Genomic DNA, 21,880 nt, shown 5'->3' on the forward strand with positions numbered 1-21,880 from the left:
CGTTGCCACTGATTGATGAGATCAGCTCAGCTGCGGTTTATTTGTTCAGATACTTATAATAATCTTTGGTGAAAATAACATCGTTCTTGTTATCGGTATAAGCTTTCTTCAAGAACTCGTCGACGCCTTTGCCGCCGCCCTTTTCCCAAGTATCTTGCGCGTCCTTCATGGCTTGGTCAACGGAATAGCTTGCCCCGCTTACAATCGCTTTCGTATACGTATTCGTTAATGTCGTTTTGAGCGTATTTTTAATGACCGTCATATCATCCGGTAAGCTGACTGGCAGAATAGCCTCGGTTGTATTTGGACGATCTGGCGTAATATACGCTGCGCGTGCTTGTGCAATCAAATTCAAATATTCGTTGTCCAGCGGTTTATTTGGATCAAGCTGATTCGAATACTCAACGCATTTGCCCATGGTGCCGGTCTGAGTCATCATTTGGAAGTCGCCGTTCCAGCTCAGCTCTTTTTTATTTTTCTCCAGATCGATCGGTTTCGGACATCCGTCGCTGCCAACCTTGAAGTGTACGCCTTCCATTCCGAACATGAGCGTCTTCTGCACGTCTGGTGTCATCAGCCAATCGACATATTTCACGACGGCTTCTACATTCTTGGCTGTCGCATTAATTCCTGCTACAAACTGCATGTTGGGGTTGGCTGCTGGTGAAAACTGGCCGAATTCCGACTTCGGAAGCGGAAGGATCGCTACTTCTGCCGATGGGTTGTTTTTCTTGAACGTCTCATACGTTGTGAAGACTGTCGCTCCTTCTATACCGCCAGACCCCCAGATGCCGAGCTTGCCGTTGACCCAGTCCTGTTGTGCTTTCGCGCCGGTTTTGTCGGCAAAAATATCCTTATCTACGGCACCTGCGTCATATAGGCTTTTCTTGAATGCCAGATCGGCCTTCGGTCGGTCCCAAGTCCGTGTATATTGATCATTCAACAAATGATAAGAAGTAATAGACGACATCGGCATTAACTCATCACTCGCTTGACCTAATTGGAAGAAATAATCGACATCCCAGAATGTTGTTCCGAGCGTGTCCTTTTTACCGTTTCCATCCGGATCTTGCTCGGTGAACGCCTTAGCAACCTTCAGATATTCCTCTGTTGTCGTAGGCATTGGAAGCTTGAGCTTATCAAGCCAATCTTTGCGGATCATCAGGAAGTGGTTCGACGTAAACGGTGTCGTTCTTCCGAAGAAATACGTTTTACCGTTAAATTTGGTAAGCTTTTGAATGTTCTGATTTTCCTGGAACAGCTTTTTGTAATTCGTCGAATATTTGGAAATCGCATCTTCGAGCGGGATGATTTGCCCTTTGGATGCCAGATCCTTCATGTACGGATTCGAAAACTCCATAATCAAGTCAGGCGCCCCGCCCGATGCAAACAAGACGTTAAATTTCTCAATTGAACCTGTACGAGGAACGGGAATAAATTCAACTTGAACCGGTGCATTTTCGTTAATCCACTTCGTCCAGCGATTATTCGTGATCGTGCCTTCTCCCTCAGGAACCGCATTCCGATCGTAGATGGAAACGGTAATTTTCGGTTTGGGTCCTGCCGGTTTCGCACTCGCACTTGCTGTTGCAGCTGCCCCGCTGCCAGGCGTAGAGGCCGCCGTATTCGCCGCTTCTTTACCCGCCATGCAAGCTGTAAGTAAAACTGAGCTCGAAACAACCATAGCTAATGTCACTGATGCCGTTTTCATCAAATTGTTTGTCTTCATGTTAAGTTGTCCCCCTTAGTGAATTATCCGCCGCTATACATGTTCGTTATTGTCTAAATCTAACACGTTTTGAAGGGCTGGATCACCTCCTTAATTTGGTAAATCATCCTTTGACCGCTCCGATCATGACACCCTTAACAAAATACTTTTGCAAAAAGGGGTACACGATTAGCATCGGAAGCGTCATGACAATGACACCCGCCGCCTTCATTCCTTCTGGCGTTAGCTTCATAGCCATTTCAGGCTGCGTATTCGCCATCTCCTGCATAAGACTTTGGTTCTGAATCAGCTGCTGAACGAGAACCGTTAAGTTTAACTTGCTTGCATCATTGATATAAATTAGCACATTCATGAAAGCGTTCCAGTGACTAACACCGTAAAAAAGCGATAATGCCGCAATAACCGGTATCGATAACGGCAATACGATTTGCAGGATCAGCCTCCACTCGGAGCAGCCGTCGATTCGCGAAGCCTCTTCCAGCTCCTCAGGAATCGCTTCAAAAAAGCTTCTTAACACCATCAGGTTCCAGACGCTCACTAACCCAGGCAGCCATAAAGCGCCATAGTTATTTAGTAAGCCCAAGCTTTTGAGAAGCAAATAAGTCGGAATTAATCCTGCCGAGAAAATCATCGTAAAAATGATGGCGAACGAATACACTTTACGTCCGATAAAATAGCGCTTCGACAATGGATACGCAGCAAGTACTGTAAAACTAATATTAAGAACGGTACCTACGATTGTAATAATCAAACTATTTGCAAGCGATCTCAAGATCGGCGTTTCCTTAAACAAGGCTTCATAACCGCTAAAGTCCAAATTCACTGGCCAGAGGCTCACCACTCCGGACATCAAGGCATGTTTGTCGCTTAAGGACATTGCCAAAATATGAACGAGCGGAAGCAGGCAGCTCATACCGATCACAAACAAAATGACATAGTTAATGCCATAAAACCATTTCTCTCCTCTAGTGCTGCTCATGAGTTTCTCCTCCTACCATAGGCCTTGACCAAAACGACGCGCGATCCGGTTCGCTAGAGCAACTAGCACCAATCCGACAAGGGATTCGAACAGCCCCATCGCAGTAGCTAAACTGAAGTTCGCCTGCTGAACCCCAATTTTGTACATAAACGTACTAATGACTTCCGATATTTGCGAAACCGCATCGTTTTGTAAGACATACACTTGATCGAAGCCTACTTCCATCAGGTGGCCTATTTTCAGAATCAACATAATAATGATTGTTGGCAAAATGCCCGGCAGCGTAATTCGAAGCATCTGCTGCCACTTATTGGCTCCGTCTATGCTTGCCGCCTCATATAAACTTTGATCGATGGACGTCAGCGCCGCCAGATAAATGATGGCTCCCCAACCGGCATCTTTCCATACCCCCGATCCGATATAGATCCCTGTCCATGTTACCTCGTTATATAAGAACGGGATGGTCGTTCCAAAAACCCGCTCAATCACATGATTAATTGTGCCTGTATTCTGGGAGAACATGGTAATGACAATGCCCCCGACGATGACCCAGTTGAGAAAATGAGGAAGGTAAACGAACGTTTGAACCATTCGTTTGAACGCCATTTTCCTCACTTCATTGAGTAATAGCGCAAGAATGATCGGGACCGGAAAGCCGATTACAATCGAGAGTCCACTGAGGAGCAGCGTATTCCAAATGATATCAACCATTTGATCGTTGCTGAAAATCAGCTTAAACGAGCTGAGCCCTGCCCAAGGGCTGCCCCATATCCCTTTAATAAAGCTGTACTTCTTAAAGGCGATCACGAGGCCTGTCATCGGATAATACTTAAAGACCAGAAAGAAAATCATGATAGGCAGAAACATGATATATAAGGGAATGTTCTGTTTCAATACCCGCTTTCCATACTTCCTTACCAACCAGTTCGGTTTGGCCTTGGCAGCAGCTTGCGGCTGACCTGTGATGGCTGGCGAGGGTGGCGGGAGCGTCTTATTCATTGCTGTCACTTCCTCGTCTTGTAATTGAGCCCATCTTACCGGGCTTTGGTTCGTACGCACAATATACATGATTTCGATGAGTTAACAGGCGCTTGCTGTGCGGATAGTTGAGCAGCAATATACACTTTTTCTATTCATACACCTGTAAATAAATATCATTTTTGTGCGACTTGTGACTCCGGTTCCCAGAAGGAGGAATGACCTCGCAGCTTGGACAGGGCTTCCATATAAAAGTAATCGCCATAGATTAAAGGCTTATTGATGTTCTGATTGCCTGGCAAATTGCCTGTGCCCGCTACAAGGATCGCTTCTTCTGAATCACCTGCCACGTAGTTCTGGGATAAGGATTGAAGGATGGCACACGCCTGATCTTTGTAAAAAGAAGCCCGCTCACTCTGGCAGGCAGCTGCCAAATTTAACAGCCCGCTTGCCGCAATGGCTGCTGCGCTTGAATCCCTCGGCGCCCCCTCGAAAGAAGGTAGTCGGAAATCCCAATACGGCACCTTATCCGCTGGAAGGTGAGTCAGGAAATAGTTGGCTGCATGCTCCGCCGCTTCCAAGAATTCGTTATCTCCCGTATGCTGATAGCTCAGAATAAAGCCATGAATGGCCCACGCTGCGCCTCGTGCCCAAGCGGAATTCTCTGCGTAGCCTTGACCGCCGAGTGCTCCCGTCCGTTCCCCGGTTTCTGGATCGAAACATACAACATGAGAAGCCGAACCGTCCTCGCGTATAAAATGTTTCACAGCCATCTTCGCATGTGCGATGGCCATATGCTTGAACCGGGGATCGCCGGATTGCTTTGATGCCCAGTGCAGAAGAGGGAGGTTCATCATGCAGTCAATGATCACCCATCCGACACGCTCGGGATGGTTCCAAGCCCTGATAAAACTGCCCTGCAAGTTAAAACGGCCTGCCAGATGGCTGGCGACCATCAACGCTCTACGTTTTGATTTCTCATTCCTAGTCAACTGCCAATTGGCGATAGAGGTCAGTGTCCACATAAAGCCCATATCGTGATCCAGCTGCTCGTAGCTATGCAGCACATTATCCAGCTGCTCTTCACAGCTCTCAGCCAGTCCCCGTAATTCGTCAGCCTGCCCTTCTCTATAGACGAGCCATAACAATCCAGGCCAGAAGCCGGCCGTCCAATAGTGCGGCGACATGAGTTGAAACTGTCCATCATGCGAGCCGTGCGGGAATGCGTCTCCGATTCGCTGGCTTGTGTTCATCACCTTGCTGATCCCTGCGTTCCATGCATCTTCTATCCATTGCTCTGTTCTATTCATGCTTTCACTCCCATCCATTGTGCTCCTAGCATAAGCAGAACAGCGCATGCGGCTCAATATACATGTTTTTGTTAGATTAACAGGTGGATAAAAATGGTCATAATCTCCCCCGAACATAAAAAAAGCGAAAGCCTTGGGAGACAAGGCTTTCGCTACTATTATTTGGCTTGTGCCATTTGTAACAACGCAGTTAGAGCTTCTGCTCTTGTTGCACCATTCATAGGCTTGAAGGTGCCATCCTCATATCCTGAAATGATGCCAAGTTCTGCAGCTTTTGCGATAAAAGATTTTGCCCAGCTCGGAATGGAAGCTTCATCCTTAAAGGAGCCGTCTTCCTGATCTCCTGCGTTCACATGATAAGCCCGCAGCAGCATGGTCGTCATTTCAGCGCGGTTAATTAACACGTTCGGACGCAATGTCCCATCCTCGTAGCCCGTCAGTATACCTGCTTCCACTGCCGATGCCATCTGGCTGGCAGCCCAATCCGGTATATCCAGCTTGTCAGCGAAAGCAACGCCGGTAGAAGGACTTTTGAGTCCAAGTGCACGCACAAGCATTGTCGCGAACTGCACGCGTGTAATCGGCTCATCCGGTCTCATATTTCCATCGGCATAACCGTTGATAATTCCTTTCTCAAATGCAGTGATGAACGTTTGCTTTGCCCAATGAGACTTCACATCAGGCCAGCTAGCAAGTGATCCCGTCTCTGACCCTGACCCTGATTCAGGCTGAATCAATAGCACGGCGAATTTGCCTACATCTGAGACAGCTACAGATATGGTTTCACCTTTTACATCGCCACCTAGTTCCAACCACTTCCCTTGATTCTCGTTATAGCGGAACACAGAAGGTCTGCCCGCTCCCACGCGGGAAGCATTGAAAGCAAAAGTAAGGATTAATGGCTTAGTTGTTGTGCCTGTTTTATCCTTCATGATTTCAAATACCGGGCTTAGTGCCGTATAATTGCCGACACTTACTGTTTCATCACTCTTTTTGAGTGTCAGCTTTAAACCTGCCTCTTCCACAGGCAACTGCACGGAAAGCTCGTCATCAAGCTTCAAAGGTTCTGGCAATACGGGGGCATTAGAACCCTGACCGCCTCCACCACCTCCCGATCCACCAGAAACTTCGGAAGATTTTCGGTAAATAGCCATATAAAATGTCTTACTCACAGATCGATTTATCGATTCTACTTGAACCCATACAACATTCAAGCCTGGATTCAGCACAATCAATTGGCTGTCTGTACCGCTTTCTACCAATTGTGAATCACCAGTACCCGAAATCACATGAACCGTTGACAACGGATCCATGACAACTGGTTTTATCGATATACCTGTAGTACTTGCAGGAACATCTACAGCGTATTGCAGCACGTTGTTTGCGAAGGCTGGAGATAAAGTGCCTGCTGATACACCTAGACTGCTGAGACCAAATTGCTGCGCGATAATAACTTTGTATTCACGGATCATCTGGCCATCCTCGGACGTCACATGGATCATGATTTCATTCTGATCATTGATCGCAATTGGCAGCGTTGGAGTACCACTTACAACCGTCTGCGGCTCACCGCTTCCGGTACGCACGGTAATGAGCGAGTTAACATCTTCAGCTGTTGGTGTCAGCGTGAGGCTTGCCGTACTTAAAGGAACTGCTGCTGTGTAGACTAACGTATCCGTAGCGAAAGTAGGATCTAGCTTACCTGCGGATAACTCCAGCCCTGTCAACCCTGCTTGCGTACTAGGCTTCCGAACCGTTACTCTAGCTTGGGCTTGGACGCCAATTCCGTTAGTTGCTGTAATGAATGTACTTCCTTCACCAACTGGAGTCACGTTACCCTGATTGTCTACGGCAGCTATTGTTTGGTCCAATGAAGCCCAGACCACGCTCTGATCAACCGCATTAAACGGGATCAGATTAGCTTTGAGCTGTTTGGCTCCTCCTCCAAGACCAAGTGTTAACTCAGAACGATCCAGTTCAATACCTTTCAAAGCCATCTCATATACAATACGCAAATAAGGTCTTTGTTCAACTGTGCTGTATTCGGATGTACGGAATTGCTTCGTACCAATCATGTTTGAATTGCTCGTGTCCGCGAAGGTTTCACGTTTCAGCAAGACGCCGTCATTTAATTCAGGATTCGCAGTCCACTTTTGCACAACCCCAGTAATATCAAATGTGTTCCATTTCGGACTTTGCGTCACAACCAAACTATCAACCACAGCAGGATCATAGGAATTGCTGAGGTTGGTGATGTAGCTTTCCCATGTTACCTCACCAGGCTCGCCAGGGCTGCCGTCATTGCTTGTGCTATTGCCGCCCCTACCTTCAACCCAAGGCGCATTCGCCTGATGTACAAAAATTTCCTTATCTGCATTCGCTATTGTTCCGTTGCTTCCACGAGAACCAAAATGATACAAATTCAGTGATGCACTCGTAATCGTTGCACCTTGCGGAATAGGTAATTGATCGAATCGGATAAGTCCATATTTTTCATCCATAACATTTTGATTGTAATACCCGACCTCCATGCCATGCTGCGCTCCAAGGTTGTATTGATAATATTTATTGCCTTGGCCTCCAGTTCCTTTGGAAATCTGGGTATCGGTGGTCCCATTATAGCCACCTACCCCGTCTTGGAGAATGACAGCTGTTTTGGCCACTTCGATCGTATACGTACGCTGCACCTGGGCTCCTGGTGATGAAACATACACACTAATCAAATTGTTCCCTATCTCAAGCTGGAGCGCATCACTTGGCTGGCCGCTTATGACCGGCTTCGCTTCTCCGTGATTGAGTGATACGGTTATCGTGGATAGGTTATCCTCTGATATCGGTGTGACCTGAACCTGATTGAATGTTTCCGGTACAATGGCCGTATAATGCTCTAGGCTACTGACAAAGGCTTCGGTAAATGTTCCGCTACTAAGTGACAAGCCAGAAAGATTGGCGTTAATGCCTGAAGATTCGACGGTTATCTCCGCTGTTGCTTCGAAGCCTCCATCCAGTGACTTTGCCGTGATGGTCGTAATCCCTGTACGAACTCCTGTCACGATACCGTCTGCACTAACGGCTGCGATTGTCTTATCCGCTGACTTCCATTCCACATTGTGGTTCGTCACGTTAGCTGGCTGTAAAGCGGCCGTCAGCTTCGTTTGCTCGCCAATTTTTAGCGTAGCTGATTTCGGTGCCACATCAATTGCCGTTACTGGTATCGAATACGTAACCGTTAACTTTGGACTCCAGTTCTGCACCCCATTCTCAGAAGAGGAAAATGCATAAGAGATTTCTCCCGGATCTAGCATGACTCCGAAATTAGTGCTGCTGTCAGCCAGCCAATCGCTTACAAGCTTCGTGGTGTCAAAGGAATACCAGTTATACAACTCCGTACCTATCGTTTGTTTGGCAGATACGCTGCTCGAAACGGGTGGCTTCGTTGCCCAACTTACCCAATTTTGACCATCCGGTATCGTGCTGCCCGTTGTTCCCGTTCCATTCCCTTCCGCCCATGCTGCCGTCACTTTATGCAGCTTTACATCTCTTGATATCGACGGATCGGTCACGTTGCCGGCTCCAACCAGATACATCTCCAATTTGGCGCTTTCCACCTTGGCTCCTTGGGGAACAGGTGCAAGATCAAATTGGACCAAACCATACCCACGGTCACCCGTTAGGCTATCTTTCACTTGCAGTCCACCATCAGAGAGCTGAAGCTCTGCAATCTGAGTATAAGGCTCGCCGTTGTTCGCCGTAATATTTAAGCGATAGTACGCATAGGCCGTTTGATTATTAAAATCTTTATAGAATTTGGTTTGATTACGATTAATGAACACTTCATTGGTCCTTGTATCCAAGGTTACCCAATCTGAACCATCCATAGAGCCTTCAAAGGTCCAATTCCGCGGATCTCTCCCTGGAACATCCTCTGCCGAAGAAATCGCATAACCCGCTACCTTGGTCGCCTGCTGCATCGTCATGGTAAGGATCGCCGTGTTCTGGAAAGCTAACCATTTGGTCGCTATAGCCGAGTCCAATAGGTTGTCTTTGGTTTGATTGGCTGGGCTTGAGCCTGTTGCCGTAATCGCGCTGACTTTTTGCGATACTTGACCTGGCATCCAATTGATAAGTGGATTGATTGGCCCCATTTTAATCAGGGAATTACCCCCAAAGTTATGCAGATGGTTATTGTTTGTTGCTAATTCGGCTACATGGGTATCTGCTGTCCCTTTATAGCCGTTTAATCCATCTTGAAGGACAACCGTTTGCGTTACGCCAGGATTTCCGCCTCCACCACTGAGTCTATCCTTTAGATACTTCAACAACAGCGAGGTCGTATCCGTTTGAAACATATCCACTCCGCGTCCCAACAGCCAAGGATAACCCGCCGTCGGATCGGTCAGGAAGGCATAATCCCCGTGTCTGCCTACCAAGCCGGGTACCGAGTAAATGGTGTTGACCCAAGCTCTCGCTCCCAGGCTATGCATATTTTTTAGAAATGCCGGGTCCATAACCGGATCATCATCGTTGCTGAAACTTAGCTCAACAGCAAGTGTAGGAAATTGCGCTGTCTGCGGATTTAAGTAATCATAGACAGTGGCTTGATCTGTAGCAAGCAACATATACAGCGGTTGCTTTGCCGAGTCCTTAAATTGATTCATAAATGTAGTAATAACAGACTTATAGGAGCCATTCGCTTTATATAGTGCATGATCCGTCGTATCTGTTCTTTCGAGAATTTCCCACATGCTATTCAGATTTGCCAGATTAAACGGATTTTTGTTATCCAAGTTAACCATGATATGGCCACGAGCTACTTGCATTGCTTCTTCTAGCGTAGGTATTTTTTCACAAGGATTGCTTACAGCTCCACTGAGCGTTTTGAGACAATAGCTCTTGATCTCGGAAAGCGTGAAGGAAGAAACACTTCCGTTACCGTTCGTGGTGCGGTTAATCGTATCATCATGCATCAGAACAGGCACACCGTCTCGCGTATTCCGAATATCCAACTCGACCATATCCAAGCCCTCAGATATCGATTCTCGGATAGAATCCAGTCCATTTTCCGGCTTTCCGTTGAGCCAATTCCCGCGATGCGCAATAACCATTACATTACCATTCGGATCCAAAAAATTGGAGATAATCTTATCGGCTTCCCCACCAAGTTGCCTGTATGCCACATTAATCGTATACTCGTGTACGCCTATTTCGCCTGGCGACAGCGGTTCAATTGACTCGACCCTTACAATAAGTGTGGCTCTGCCAGAATCCAGAGCAACGGGCAGGCTCTTGCTGCCTGAGTTAACCGTTTGCGGCTGTCCATCCCCGCTGCGAACAGTAATCTTCGCATTCCACTCGGAAGCCGTAGGCACTACACTTATTTTCCTAGCGTTTAATGGTACCTTCGCTGTGTAGCTAAACTGATTCGAGTTGAAAGTCGGTTCAAGCTTAGCGCCATTCAAACTCAAATCGGCTAATGTGCCTTTGCTGAAATTAGCGGTTACCGTCACATTCAGCAAAGCTTCAAACCCTCCAACTGCTGCTTTTATGATCGCTGTCCCTGCCCCAATTGCAGTTATCTTACCTGTTGCATCAACCGATGCTACTGCCGTGTCCGACGTTGACCATAACACATTGGTATCCACGGCATTTAAGGGTCTAGCAAAGGCATTAACATGAATCGGAGCATCTCCAACATTCAGTGTCACTTGCGTGCTGTCCAGCTTTACGCCTTGCAGTGGCAGCTTATAGTTCAAGCTTAACTTCGGTGTCAATGACTCGCTCGGTATCGCATAGACGCCAAATTCGAAAATGCTAGCTCCTAAATTACTAACATTGCTGGCATTCACCCGCATGTATCTTGCCGTTACATTCTTGGTATCATTATTCTGCTGCTGTGTCGTAACAGCTCCTGATTTATCCTTATAAACAAACCAATTCGACTTGTCTTCCGAATATTCGATTTTGTACTGATACCCCGTATTTAACTCAAACAGGATGCTGGTGCTTGCAATTGCATAACTGGCTCCCAAATCTACTTCAAGCCATGCTGGACCTGATGCTGAACTGGATTGCGCCCATCGGGTCGTTGTGTTGCCATCAATAGCCAGTTGTGCCGCATAGCTGCCACTGTAGATGGATGAAGCCGTAGCTGTCTTATTAAGCGCGAGATTAATCGGCGCTGCTGCTGACGGGTATTGTGCGGAAGCAAAATCCTTCGTTGAAGGCAACGTGTCTGCATTGCTGGTCGTGTCGGCTTCTTTCAACACCACACCATAATTAGGCAAGCTTCCGTTAATCCAGCTTTTCACTAAATTTGTTACCGGCCAAGAGTACCATTGGTTCGGAGTTGTTCCTACATTGACTTTGTTATTATAGGTCACCGAAGTAACTGTATCATTGTAAGATGGTCTGGTATTCCAAACAACACCTGGTGCGTTTACGGTTCCATCAAAGCCAGTTCCTGTGCCTTCTACCCAGTCACTAGTCAGCTCGTGAAGATAGAAATTTTTATTATAGAAAGAATTTCCATTACGGACACGCGTGCCCATTAGATACAAATCAAGATTGGCTTCAGAGACGATCGCTTGAGAAGGGATTGAAGCTAAGTCAAAACGCAGCAGCCCTAGCTTCCGATCCGTCATTAACGGATCGTAATACCCTACTTCAAATGCGTTATTCATGCCTGTGTTTTTTACACCATGAATACCTTCACTGACATGCGCATCTTGTGTACCCATATAGGTATTGATGCCCTGCTGAAGAACGACAGCCGTCTTAGGCACCGTAACTCGATAAGTGCGACTTAATGCACTGTTGCTGGACGTCACTTTTACTGAAATGATATTATTGCCAATTTCCAGCTTCAAGGGAGAACTGTAGGTTCCGCTCGTCACTGTCGTTGAGCTTTCCCCATTAATAGAAACTGCGACGGACGCTCCATTCTCCTCTGTAACTGGCGTTACCGTAACCTGGTCATAGGCAACAGGAACAGCAGCGGTATAATCAGTTGTATCTGGGCTAAATATAGGATTAAGACTGCCTATATTTAAATCTAACTCAAGCAATCTAGCGCTGGCGCTAGGTGATAAAGCATTCTGTGTCACCTTTTCTGGTTCAGCAGTAGCAGCTGCAGCTGGCAGCACAGAGATCATCGTTGACCAGAGCAGCATAAAAGAGAGCATACAGGAATAAGTACGGCGCAGAAATGTTCGTTTATTTGGGTGCATGATTAGTCCTCCTTATTCGTACTAGGTCGTTTCATCCATCAAGGTTTATTCAAATTCACGGTGGCTTCACTTAAGCATGAGATACATACATTCTCCGAAGCTTCTAGCTGTTCTTGGGCCTTAAACATTTGATCCCAATGCTTCTTGCTCTTCGTCTCTGAGGCAGGCACATACAGATTTCTCGCAGCTAGTCTCTGTATAGAACTTTCTCGTGGTGATAAGAACGGCTGCTCGTCACGATTAGGATCACTGCTTTTCAAAATAGAGATCTTAGAAGCTTCAGGCAATAGACGTTGTTGAATCGCTGGGGTAAGCAGAAATTCCATAACCTGGCGTACAGCTTTCTCCATCTCCGCACCCGACTTCAGCATAATAAAGCCGCTCACGCGTGCCTCAAACGCCTCCTCTTCGCCAAATGCTGGAAACGGCATAATGCCAAATTTGAAGGTTCCGCCAATATATTGCTCCAGCAATATTTCTTTCTCTGATGATGATAAAAGTAAGCCGGCGTTTCCGTTAATGAAATCACTCACGGCCAAGTGATGCTTGAGCGGAGGCGTCATTTGATAGCGATAGATCATATCGTGCCATAATCGAAACATGCGTTCCGCCCTGTTCTCGGATGCCGGTGCTTGAAGAAAGATGCTGCTGCGCAAATACCAAGGGGTTTCAGGATCCATGACAAGCCCCCAAATATCAGTCTCCTCATCGCCATCGTGATCCTGCGTCAGCTTCATGCTAATGGACACCAGCTGATCCCACGATAAAGCCTCGGTGCTAGGCGAAAAACCTGAATAGCTGAGCAAATTTTCATTGTAATAAATAACGGGAACGGCCGTGCCATAGGGCATTGCCCACAGGTGGTTATTGTACTGAAAGGCACTAGCGTATCTCGGGTCAATCGACTGCCCTATGTCCTGTAACATGCGTTCGTCCATGGGAAGCAGCGCCCCCGTATCCGCCAGCTCTCCAATCCCAAAGGCACTGCCAATTTCAGCAAAATGGGGAGGTGCATGCGCGGAAATGGCTGCCATCAGCTCTTCATAAAGCTGCTCTTCCGAGCGGAAAGTGCGAATTTGGATATGAATACCGGGATTTTGATTTTGAAAATCGGTTAGCAGCTCACTGACTGGTTTGCTGTAAATCCATGCTGTCAAAGAAACATCCGTTTGCAGGGCATATTGTAGAGGCTGATTTTGATTTAGCCGCATTATCCACAGCAGCATGAACACACATACCGATATGGTTAATGTTGCCCCAAGCTTCTTTTTATGTTTCTGCCACCGAAAGTTCACGATCTCCACCGTCCTTTGATACCGCTAAATAGCCGTTTTTACAAAATAAATTTGGAGCCTTTAGAAAACTGTTTGGCGAGAATCAGCGATAGCAAGGTGCATGCCGATAAGAGGGTCGCGAGTGCTGCGCCTGCACCGTAATTAGAGCTGAATACTTCCGTATAAATGCTGATTGATATGGTCGCAGTCGCTCCATGGTACAGAACAATGGTTGTACTTAGTTCATTAATAACAGCCACCCAGCTAATAATTGCACCTGACATGACACCGGGGATCATCATTCTTGCCGTTGTTTTGAAAAAAGTTTTCATTGGAGGAACTCCTAGACTGATGGATGCCTCCTCGACACTGCGCTCCAATTGCTGCAGAATGCCCACGCTGGAACGAATCGTGTATGAAATCTTACGCACCACGTAAGCAATCACCAGGATAACCCACGTCCCGGTTAATATCACAGGCGGTTTGTTGAATACAATAATAAGACTGATGCCCAGCACAGTGCCTGGAATAATATAAGGAAGCATGATAATTGAATCCAACAGTCCCGTAACCTTAGAAGGCCTCCTAACCAATACATAGGCGACCAAAATCCCCATTACGATCATAATCGCCATGGCAATGAGCGAGAAACTGAAGGTATTCATAATCGCCTTCGGTACTTTGTAGACAATCTGCGCATAGCTATCGAGGCTGAAGCCACTGTGGAACACGGGTCCCTTCCTCTTCAAGAATGAGGATATAATTACCGTCAATTGCGGCAAAATGGATATGCTCACAGGTATAAAAGCTAGAACTGTCAGAAACCACCCCATGGAAAGCGGAAGCTGCTTAACCTTTGCCACCCGCATGCCCGAGGTTGCGTAATTATGACGGGAAGATATAAATCTCTGGATGAATAGCACAAGAGTTGAACACATTAGCATGACCGCACTAACCGTGCTAGCCATGGATAGATTGCCCCCCATTTCATTAACGAACTGCTCATAAGCCAGCACCGGCATCAGCTTAAAGCCTTGTCCGAGCAGCATAGGTGTACCAAAATCCGCAAATGACTCCATAAACACAAGCAGGGTTCCCGCAGATAGCGATGGAAGCACTAACGGCATGGTCACCGTGATGACCCTTTGCCAGGCTGACATACCCAAGCTATCCGCCGCCTCTTCCAGGGAGGAATCAATCGTTTTGAGCGCGCCAGAAACATAGAGATAAATATGTGGATAAAACTGCATCGCGAACACGAATACGATTCCTTGCCACCCATAAATGGATTCAAACGGCACACCGATCATATTGAGAAACCTTGTAATGAAACCGTTGTTCCCCAAGAGCAAGATCCAGGCATATGCCCCAATAAAGGGAGGCGACATCAGCGAAAGGATAATCAAGATATTCAAAGTTCCTTTGAAGCGAATGTTGAACCTTGTCGTCAGATAAGCTAGGGGCACACCGATTAGAACAGCGAACAATGTTGCGAAAAAGGATACCTTGAAGCTGTTAAACAAAGCAATATAGTAATACTTCAGCTTCATAAAATTCGCATAATTGCGCAGCGTAACCTGTCCCGCTTCATTGAAGAAGCTGTTCATCAGCAGAGTTACCAATGGATATACGACGAATCCCAACAGAAACAAAAACATAACCATGGTTACGACCGTCCATACATCCAGCTTCTTCGGCAGCAAGCGTCGAAGGGCTTTCGGTTGTCGAGGTTGGTCAGGCACGATATAGAACCTCCTGTCCTTGACCATCAAAAACGATGGCCCGATCCAGTTGAAGATCTAGATACACATGCTGCTCTTGCTCTAGTAATTCTCTTGTTTCTGTCAGCTGATGATCCACTTCAAAGAGTTGGTCGCCTGCACTGCGGATGCCATATTGAATTTTCCCGCCTAGGAATGTCACTTGCTCCACTACCCCAGGAAGCTGCAGGGGATGCTGGCGCTCTTTAACAATCATTAATCTTTCCGGTCGGATAGAGAACAATATTTTGCCTACATAATTACGCATTAGTTTCAGCTTCAGTGTGATTGTGCCAAGCAGGATTGTTGCTAAACCCGTAATAGCGTCATATTCGTTGACAACAGCTTCGACGAAATTAGAAGTACCAATGAAATGAGCAACGGTACGATTCACTGGATACAAATATATGTCTTGCGGACTACCGATTTGCTGTACAGTACCCGCGCTCATCACAGCTATTCGATCAGAAACCGCCAACGCTTCCTCTTGATCATGGGTCACATAAATGGTCGTAATCTTTAGCTTCTTTTGCAAAGCGCGGATATCTGCTCTCATCTTGATTCTTAGTTTGGCATCTAAATTGGAGAGAGGCTCGTCCATCAGCAGCAATCCTGGCTCGATAACAACCGCTCGCGCTAAGGCAATCCGCTGCTGCTGTCCCCCGCTCATCTCCGATGGTGAACGGTCTCTCAGGTGCTGAAGCTCCACCATTTCCAAGGCTTCCATAACCTTTTGTTCGATCAAAGGTTTTCTCACTTTGCGTGCTTTGAGACCGTAGGCCACGTTATCAAAAACGGACATATGCGGAAAAATCGCATAATTCTGGAAGACCATCCCAATATTGCGTTGATGCGTTGGCACTTCATTCATTAACCGTGAGCCAAAATACAAATTGCCTTGATCCTGACGATAAAAGCCAGCAATGATGCGCAGCAGCGTCGTTTTACCGCACCCGCTTGGTCCAAGCAGCGTAAAGAATTCTCCATCCTTAATCGTAAAGTCGATTTGATTCACGGCAACTGCGCTGCCAAAAAGCTTAGTTACTTGCTCAAAGCCTATGTTCATCTTACTCTTGACCTGTCACAATCTTCATGAACCGGTCACTGATCGTTTTTTTATTTTGTGAAACCCATTCGTAATCATAGTCTACTTTTTTAATAGCATCGAGCGTAGGCAGACCTTGAATGTTACTTGCATCTTTTCTTACCGATCTACGCAAAAATTCTTTCTGCAGCAAATTTTGTACACTCTTGCCTGCTGCAAAATCAATAAAGGCTTGCGCGTTTGCCTGATTTTTGGCCCCTTTTATAATCGCCATACCGTCAGGTGTAGCAACCGTGCCTTCGGATGGATAAACAATTCCTACAGGAGCTCCACCTTCAACATAACGAAGTGCAGCCTCTTCAAGCGTAACGCCGATAGCAAATTCTTTATCTCCGACGCCTTTATAAACAAGACCAGAGCTTGATAGTAATTTCCCATCCAAATTCTTCACGAATTTCTTAACATAATCCCAGCCCTGATTGTTGTCTTTGCCAAAAGCCGTAAGCATCGTTGCCAATTGCGTAAAGGAAGAACTTGATTTCGCAGGATCTGCGAAGGCCATTTTGCCTTTCCATTTGGCATCGAGCAAATCATTCCAGCTTTTCGGCTTATCGGCTTCTGTGACAAGATCCTTGTTATACATGATGACCATGGGAAGAACTGTAAACGGGGTATACAGATTATCAGGACTTAGGTATGCCGGTGAAAGATTCGACTTTTCCTTGGTTTCGTATGCTTGGAAATAACCCGCGTAAGATTTCAGCGATGCGGTATCGCCTCCAAAGAATACATCGCCCAATGGGTTCGCTTTTTCAGCTTCAACTCTTTTCAACAGCTCTCCTGTGCCTCCGGAAATGAGCTCTACCTGCACACCTGTGAAATCTTGGAATTCTTTAACAATCGGGTTATTAATGTCCGCCGTGTTTGGCGAATAAACAACCACTTTGCCGCTCAATTTGGCTGGCTCGCCGGAAGCCGTTCCTGCTGCCTTCGGTTCAGCCGATGGACTAGCTGCTGCCTTCACACTATCAGTTGGCGCTCCGCTTTTACCCGTAGCCGCTCCGCATGCTGTCAACATCAAACTCATTGTTACTACCATCGACACGCCTATCACTTTAAATCTTTTCATCTATGCCTTGCCTCCTGTTTTTGTAGGTACATGCTAACTATAGAGCGATTGGAGGTGGGTAACAATGTGGTAACGATTCTGATTTGTACGCTAAATTTCTGTCGAATTATTAAGCTTTTGTAACTTCTCGCGAAAGCTTTTTTGTGGTTCTCCTGTCGCTCTTTTGAACATTTGGCTGAAATAACGTGAATCCTGATAGCCGACCATCGCCGCAATCTCGCCGATTCTCACTTCAGGCTCCCTTAGCAGCTCTTTGGCCTTGTTAATGCGTAATTCAATGATATAATCCATAAAGCTTTTCCCAACCTTTTTCTTAAAAACCTTGCTAAATTTGCTTTCACTCATATGCAGTTGGAGCGCAAATTCGTACATGACAAGATCTTCTGTAAAGTGCTCGTGTATATAGTCCAGGATTTCATCGAGTTCACTCTTATTCCGATGTTTGCTAGCCAAATAATTCCGCTGCACCTCACTAGCCATTTGCTCTAACCAATCCATAAGAAGCTCCATGGAAGGTCTGTTACTTATGTTTTCAAGAAATTGCTTCATCTCGGGCAGTCCACTCGTATTTGGAAAATGCCGTGTTAAGAGGTTATATACGCCAAAGGCAAGCTGAACGCCAATCTGCTGCTGTCCAAGACTCTTGGACTCGAATTGCCATAACAAACCCTTGTACAAAGCTTCCAGCGATTCCTTCAAGTCCTCAGCCGAACCCCATTTAACAGCTTCCACGAGCTCAGCATCATCCCAGCCTAAGAAGGAGTTGGCTTCAACTGCTATGGATGCATAGTGGATGAGCACGGATTGCCTATGCACTACCTGATAAAGCTGAGCTAGACGAGCTTCCTCATAAGCCTGTCCTATGGTAAGCAGACCATGGTGAATTTGACTGACGCTGACGGTCACATTCTGTTCGTGCTTTGACCCTATTAATTGCCGCAGCTCCGTTTCCCATTTCTTATCGGCAGCTTCAATGAGCAGCAGCGCATAACTGCCCGCTCCCACCTGCACAGGCATGATGAAGGAGTAGCCCGCGAGAAGAGCACCGATAGCGGATAATTCAAGAAGACTGCCCGTGCTATGTCCAGCGGCTGTGGCACTCTCACTCTGCCGATACGCGATGATCGCCACTCGAAATGCATGGAATGACTCCAAGTTTCCTTGCAGATGCTCATACAGCAAATTCAAATCATCTGCGCCAGCTTTATCATAAAATAGATTGTGAATAACCTTTTCCAGAATGAAGGGCTGGCTTGTTTTTTTCATGCTCTCCAGATTCTGCAGATAGGCTGCTTGCTGTCGTTTAGCTGCAAGTTTGAGCGTGGTTTCACGAAAGGCTCGGCGTATTTCCACCGGATTGGAAGGCTTTAAGAGGATATCGCTGGCTCCAAGCTTAAGAGCCTGCTGGGCGAAGGTAAAGTCGTCAAATCCTGTTAGAAAAATCGCCTGGATATCCGGATATTTGTGGTTAATGACTTCCACAAGCTCTAGCCCATCCATACCCGGCATCCGAATATCCGACAAGACAATATCAGGCCGAAGCTCTTCAATTAGCTTAAGCGCTTCCTCACTGTCAGCAGCATCCGCTATAATCACACATTCCATCTCTTGCCAAGGAATCGTCCGCTTCAAGCCTTCACGCACAATCCACTCATCATCAATGATCATCACTTTATACATCTACATCACCCTCGTGCTTAATTTGAGGTATTCTAATGATGGCCGTAGTCCCTTGACCCAGCTCACTTGTTATCGTAAGCGATGCATCATCGCCAAATTGGAGCTTTAATCGCTTATGCACATTTTCCAAACCAATCCCCGTATTGTCATTGTTCTTTGTAATTCTTTCCTGTAAAAGGGGATATGGCAAAAATCCAATTCCATCATCCTCGATGAGAAATTGAACCTTATCCTCCATTAAGTTACCTGCGATGCGCAGCGTGCCTGGCCCCTTTTTATTCTCTAGTCCGTGAATGATGGCATTTTCCACGATTGGCTGAATCAACAACTTAAGGGTATACAGCGGCATTATGGCCTCATCGATCTCTATGACAAGTTGTAATTTATCCCTAAACCTCAGCTTTTGAATCGATAAGTAATGTTGAATCTGTTTGATATCCTCACGAATGGTAATTACCTGATTGCCTTTGCGAATACTGTAGCGAAATAGCTCACCGAGTGATATTACCGTATCGCTTATCTCATCAATTTGGTGAATCCTCGCCATCCAGTTGATGGAATCAAGCGTATTGTATAGGAAATGAGGGTTTATCTGCGCTTGGATGGCTTTTAATTCTGCATCACGAAGCTGCAATTGCTTCTCATAGTTTTCCTTGATTAAATATTTGATCTCTTCAACCATCCGGTTAAAGCTTTGGCCCAATTGACCTACCTCATCTGTATATTTGGAAGGAAAAGAGACATTCATATCTCCTTTTTCAACTCTCCTCATCAGCAGCCGCAATTTGCGCAAAGGGTCAGTAATTTGATTGGAAACTACATTAGCAAACCAATAAGCAGCTATGATGCCGATTAACAGAACGCCGAAGGTCAGTATTCGTATACTCTCACTTTCTTTAATGACCTCTTTCACCGGAATAACGCTCACCATCTTGAAGCCAGTCACTTCCGACGTGTCATAAATGATCATCTTACGTTCACCATTCGGGTCTGTTGTTTGAAAATATCCTTTTGTCCCTTCCAGCACCTGTGGTAAATAATCAACCTGCAGCTTCGTCCCAATCTGATGCTTTGGCCTGCTGGAAATCACGTTGCCGAACTTGTCCAGCATGAAAATTTCTCCACCTGGGAATAAATGCGCCTTGGCATACTTATCTACGAAAGCAGATTCCATAATATCAATAACCAAATATCCAAGGGTTTCATTTGTTTCTATATTCTTCAACAAGCGTCCTGTGCTAAGTGCTGTCCCGAAATCATACAACTTTTTCAACGTGTAATGGGTATCCCATACCGTATTCCCACCTGCAAGCTGTGCTTTGCGAAACAAGCCCCAGTCCGGGTCATATTGCCCATATTGCTTAGGCAGCACATCTCCTGTAAAAAAGCGCTCGCCGTTTGCTCCCAGTATATAAATCTCGATGTCCCAATTTTTGAAGCCAATTAAGGATTCCAGAATCGTTTTGATCCGCTGCTCGTCCCTGTATCTGTCGGCTACATTCCGCTCTTCTCCGTCAACGGACAGTACTTGCTGAACATCGCTATTGCTGTATATATACATAGATAGCTGCTCCACATCGCTAATAACATAATTGATGCTGAACGTGATTTGCGAAAGACTTTCGAGGATTGTCTGATAGACCTTCTGCTGAACGGTATGAGATGCGTGATTGTAGGACAGTAATCCAAGCGCAGTAAGAGGGATCACAGAGATGATCATGAACAGAATAATCAGCTTTCTTTTGAGATCCATTCCAGCAATGCTTACGATAAATTTATTTAGCACTCTTCCATTCCTGCTTCCTTTGTGTGCCCATAATCTTCCCATTGAGACCCCATTTTAGCATAAGATGATATTCGAGGAGCTGAATTTACATTCAATTTATAATAAATTCCATGCAACTCTAGCAATATAATCCAATCTATTAAATTAAAATTCATATAATGCTAAGGCAAGACAAAAAATTCGAAGGAGTGAATAAATGGTTAATATTAACGGCATCACACGAAGCATTTTTGCATTACAGCGATCATTGACTGGACAAGCACAAGCTCAGGGTCAGGGTCAAGGGAACCTACTTTCTAATGTAGGCAATCCTGTTCAAAACCAGAATATAAATCTAAGTGTTCAAGGGAGCGGAAATCCCGCAACTGCTACCTTTTCTAACTTCACGCCACTTCCAATCCCAACTGCTAGCCAAGGTATTCCGTATCCTTCTACGATTAATGTATCCGGCTTACCTGGTACTATAATTAAAGTAAGTGTTATCCTTCATGCATATAATTCCCTTCGTCCTGAAGAACAAGATATTTTGCTTGTTGGGCCAGGAGGTCAGTCCGTATATCTAATGGCTAGCGCTGGAGGTGACGCAGCGGTTACTAACCAAACAATCACATTTGATGATAGTGCAGCTGGCAAAATCCCTGACGCGGGACCACTGGTGACAGGTGTTTATCAACCAAGCGTTTATCCGCCAACCATCACGTTTCCTCTGCCAGCACCTATACCGCCATATGGCGCTTTGTTCAATGTGTTTAATGGTACAAATCCGAACGGTACTTGGTCTTTATATACAATTGATGATGTAAATCAAATATCTGACGCTTTAATCGCCGGTGGATGGACATTGCTAGTAACTGTTGCGTAGTACGTAACAACAAGAAAGAAGAGGCTGTCCCACAAGGTTTAAAAAAGAAGCCTCCCTCGGTCATTGGATGACTTGGGATAGCCTCTTTTTATATGGAGCCGTATCGAATAGCTGGAAAAACT

The 21,880-nt window shown here is 46.0% G+C and carries 12 protein-coding genes; 1 reads left to right on the forward strand and 11 read right to left on the reverse strand.

Annotated elements, in window-relative coordinates:
* Positions 1-37: 37 nt before the first annotated feature.
* The 11 genes from AC58UW_RS01140 to AC58UW_RS01190 all read right to left on the reverse strand — a co-directional run bounded on the left by AC58UW_RS01140 (position 38) and on the right by AC58UW_RS01190 (position 20,938).
* The gene (locus AC58UW_RS01140; protein ID WP_497418885.1) at positions 38-1,729 is read right to left on the reverse strand and encodes an extracellular solute-binding protein; all 1,692 of its coding nucleotides are present in this window, start codon (positions 1,727-1,729) and stop codon (positions 38-40) included.
* 103 nt (positions 1,730-1,832) lie between these two features.
* Positions 1,833-2,708 (reverse strand): carbohydrate ABC transporter permease, encoded by an 876-nt coding sequence (locus tag AC58UW_RS01145; RefSeq protein WP_497418886.1) that lies wholly within the window; start codon positions 2,706-2,708, stop codon positions 1,833-1,835.
* Between the two features lie 12 nt (positions 2,709-2,720).
* A complete protein-coding gene (locus tag AC58UW_RS01150; RefSeq protein ID WP_497418887.1) occupies positions 2,721-3,707 on the reverse strand; it encodes an ABC transporter permease in 987 nt (328 codons plus the stop codon).
* 155 nt (positions 3,708-3,862) lie between these two features.
* Positions 3,863-4,996: a glycoside hydrolase family 88 protein gene (locus AC58UW_RS01155; protein WP_497418888.1), complete on the reverse strand. Its 1,134-nt coding sequence runs from the start codon at positions 4,994-4,996 to the stop codon at positions 3,863-3,865.
* 158 nt (positions 4,997-5,154) lie between these two features.
* A complete protein-coding gene (locus AC58UW_RS01160; protein WP_497418889.1) occupies positions 5,155-12,222 on the reverse strand; it encodes a DNRLRE domain-containing protein in 7,068 nt (2,355 codons plus the stop codon).
* A 38-nt stretch (positions 12,223-12,260) separates the two neighbouring features.
* Entirely contained in the window at positions 12,261-13,517 is a 1,257-nt protein-coding gene (locus AC58UW_RS01165; protein ID WP_497418890.1) for an extracellular solute-binding protein, read from the reverse strand.
* Between the two features lie 38 nt (positions 13,518-13,555).
* A complete protein-coding gene (locus AC58UW_RS01170) occupies positions 13,556-15,238 on the reverse strand; it encodes an ABC transporter permease (protein WP_497418891.1) in 1,683 nt (560 codons plus the stop codon).
* A complete protein-coding gene (locus AC58UW_RS01175) occupies positions 15,231-16,322 on the reverse strand; it encodes an ABC transporter ATP-binding protein (RefSeq protein ID WP_497418892.1) in 1,092 nt (363 codons plus the stop codon). Before AC58UW_RS01175 ends, AC58UW_RS01170 begins: the two co-directional genes overlap by 8 nt.
* Before the next feature lies 1 nt (position 16,323).
* Positions 16,324-17,430 carry an ABC transporter substrate-binding protein gene (locus AC58UW_RS01180; RefSeq protein ID WP_497418893.1) on the reverse strand — a complete coding sequence of 369 codons (1,107 nt, stop codon included), beginning with the start codon at positions 17,428-17,430 and terminating at the stop codon, positions 16,324-16,326.
* 90 nt (positions 17,431-17,520) lie between these two features.
* The gene (locus tag AC58UW_RS01185; RefSeq protein ID WP_497418894.1) at positions 17,521-19,110 is read right to left on the reverse strand and encodes a response regulator; all 1,590 of its coding nucleotides are present in this window, start codon (positions 19,108-19,110) and stop codon (positions 17,521-17,523) included.
* The gene (locus AC58UW_RS01190; RefSeq protein ID WP_497418895.1) at positions 19,103-20,938 is read right to left on the reverse strand and encodes a cache domain-containing sensor histidine kinase; all 1,836 of its coding nucleotides are present in this window, start codon (positions 20,936-20,938) and stop codon (positions 19,103-19,105) included. Before AC58UW_RS01190 ends, AC58UW_RS01185 begins: the two co-directional genes overlap by 8 nt.
* A gap of 154 nt (positions 20,939-21,092) precedes the next feature.
* Here AC58UW_RS01190 and AC58UW_RS01195 point away from each other — a divergent pair, with 154 nt between their 5' ends.
* On the forward strand, positions 21,093-21,758 hold the full coding sequence (locus AC58UW_RS01195; protein WP_497418896.1) for a hypothetical protein: 666 nt from the start codon (positions 21,093-21,095) through the stop codon (positions 21,756-21,758).
* The last annotated feature ends 122 nt before the right edge of the window (positions 21,759-21,880 follow it).

The sequence above is a fragment of the Paenibacillus sp. J22R160 genome (assembly GCF_059692135.1).

Coding starts and splice junctions, on each gene's coding strand:
- AC58UW_RS01190 (WP_497418895.1), bottom strand. CDS start 20,938: ATGGGAAGATTATGGGCACACAAAGGAAGCAGGAATGGAAGAGTGCTA.
- AC58UW_RS01150 (WP_497418887.1), bottom strand. CDS start 3,707: ATGAATAAGACGCTCCCGCCACCCTCGCCAGCCATCACAGGTCAGCCG.
- AC58UW_RS01160 (WP_497418889.1), bottom strand. CDS start 12,222: ATGCACCCAAATAAACGAACATTTCTGCGCCGTACTTATTCCTGTATG.
- AC58UW_RS01195 (WP_497418896.1), top strand. CDS start 21,093: ATGGTTAATATTAACGGCATCACACGAAGCATTTTTGCATTACAGCGA.
- AC58UW_RS01185 (WP_497418894.1), bottom strand. CDS start 19,110: ATGTATAAAGTGATGATCATTGATGATGAGTGGATTGTGCGTGAAGGC.
- AC58UW_RS01175 (WP_497418892.1), bottom strand. CDS start 16,322: ATGAACATAGGCTTTGAGCAAGTAACTAAGCTTTTTGGCAGCGCAGTT.
- AC58UW_RS01155 (WP_497418888.1), bottom strand. CDS start 4,996: ATGAATAGAACAGAGCAATGGATAGAAGATGCATGGAACGCAGGGATC.
- AC58UW_RS01145 (WP_497418886.1), bottom strand. CDS start 2,708: ATGAGCAGCACTAGAGGAGAGAAATGGTTTTATGGCATTAACTATGTC.
- AC58UW_RS01140 (WP_497418885.1), bottom strand. CDS start 1,729: ATGAAGACAAACAATTTGATGAAAACGGCATCAGTGACATTAGCTATG.
- AC58UW_RS01180 (WP_497418893.1), bottom strand. CDS start 17,430: ATGAAAAGATTTAAAGTGATAGGCGTGTCGATGGTAGTAACAATGAGT.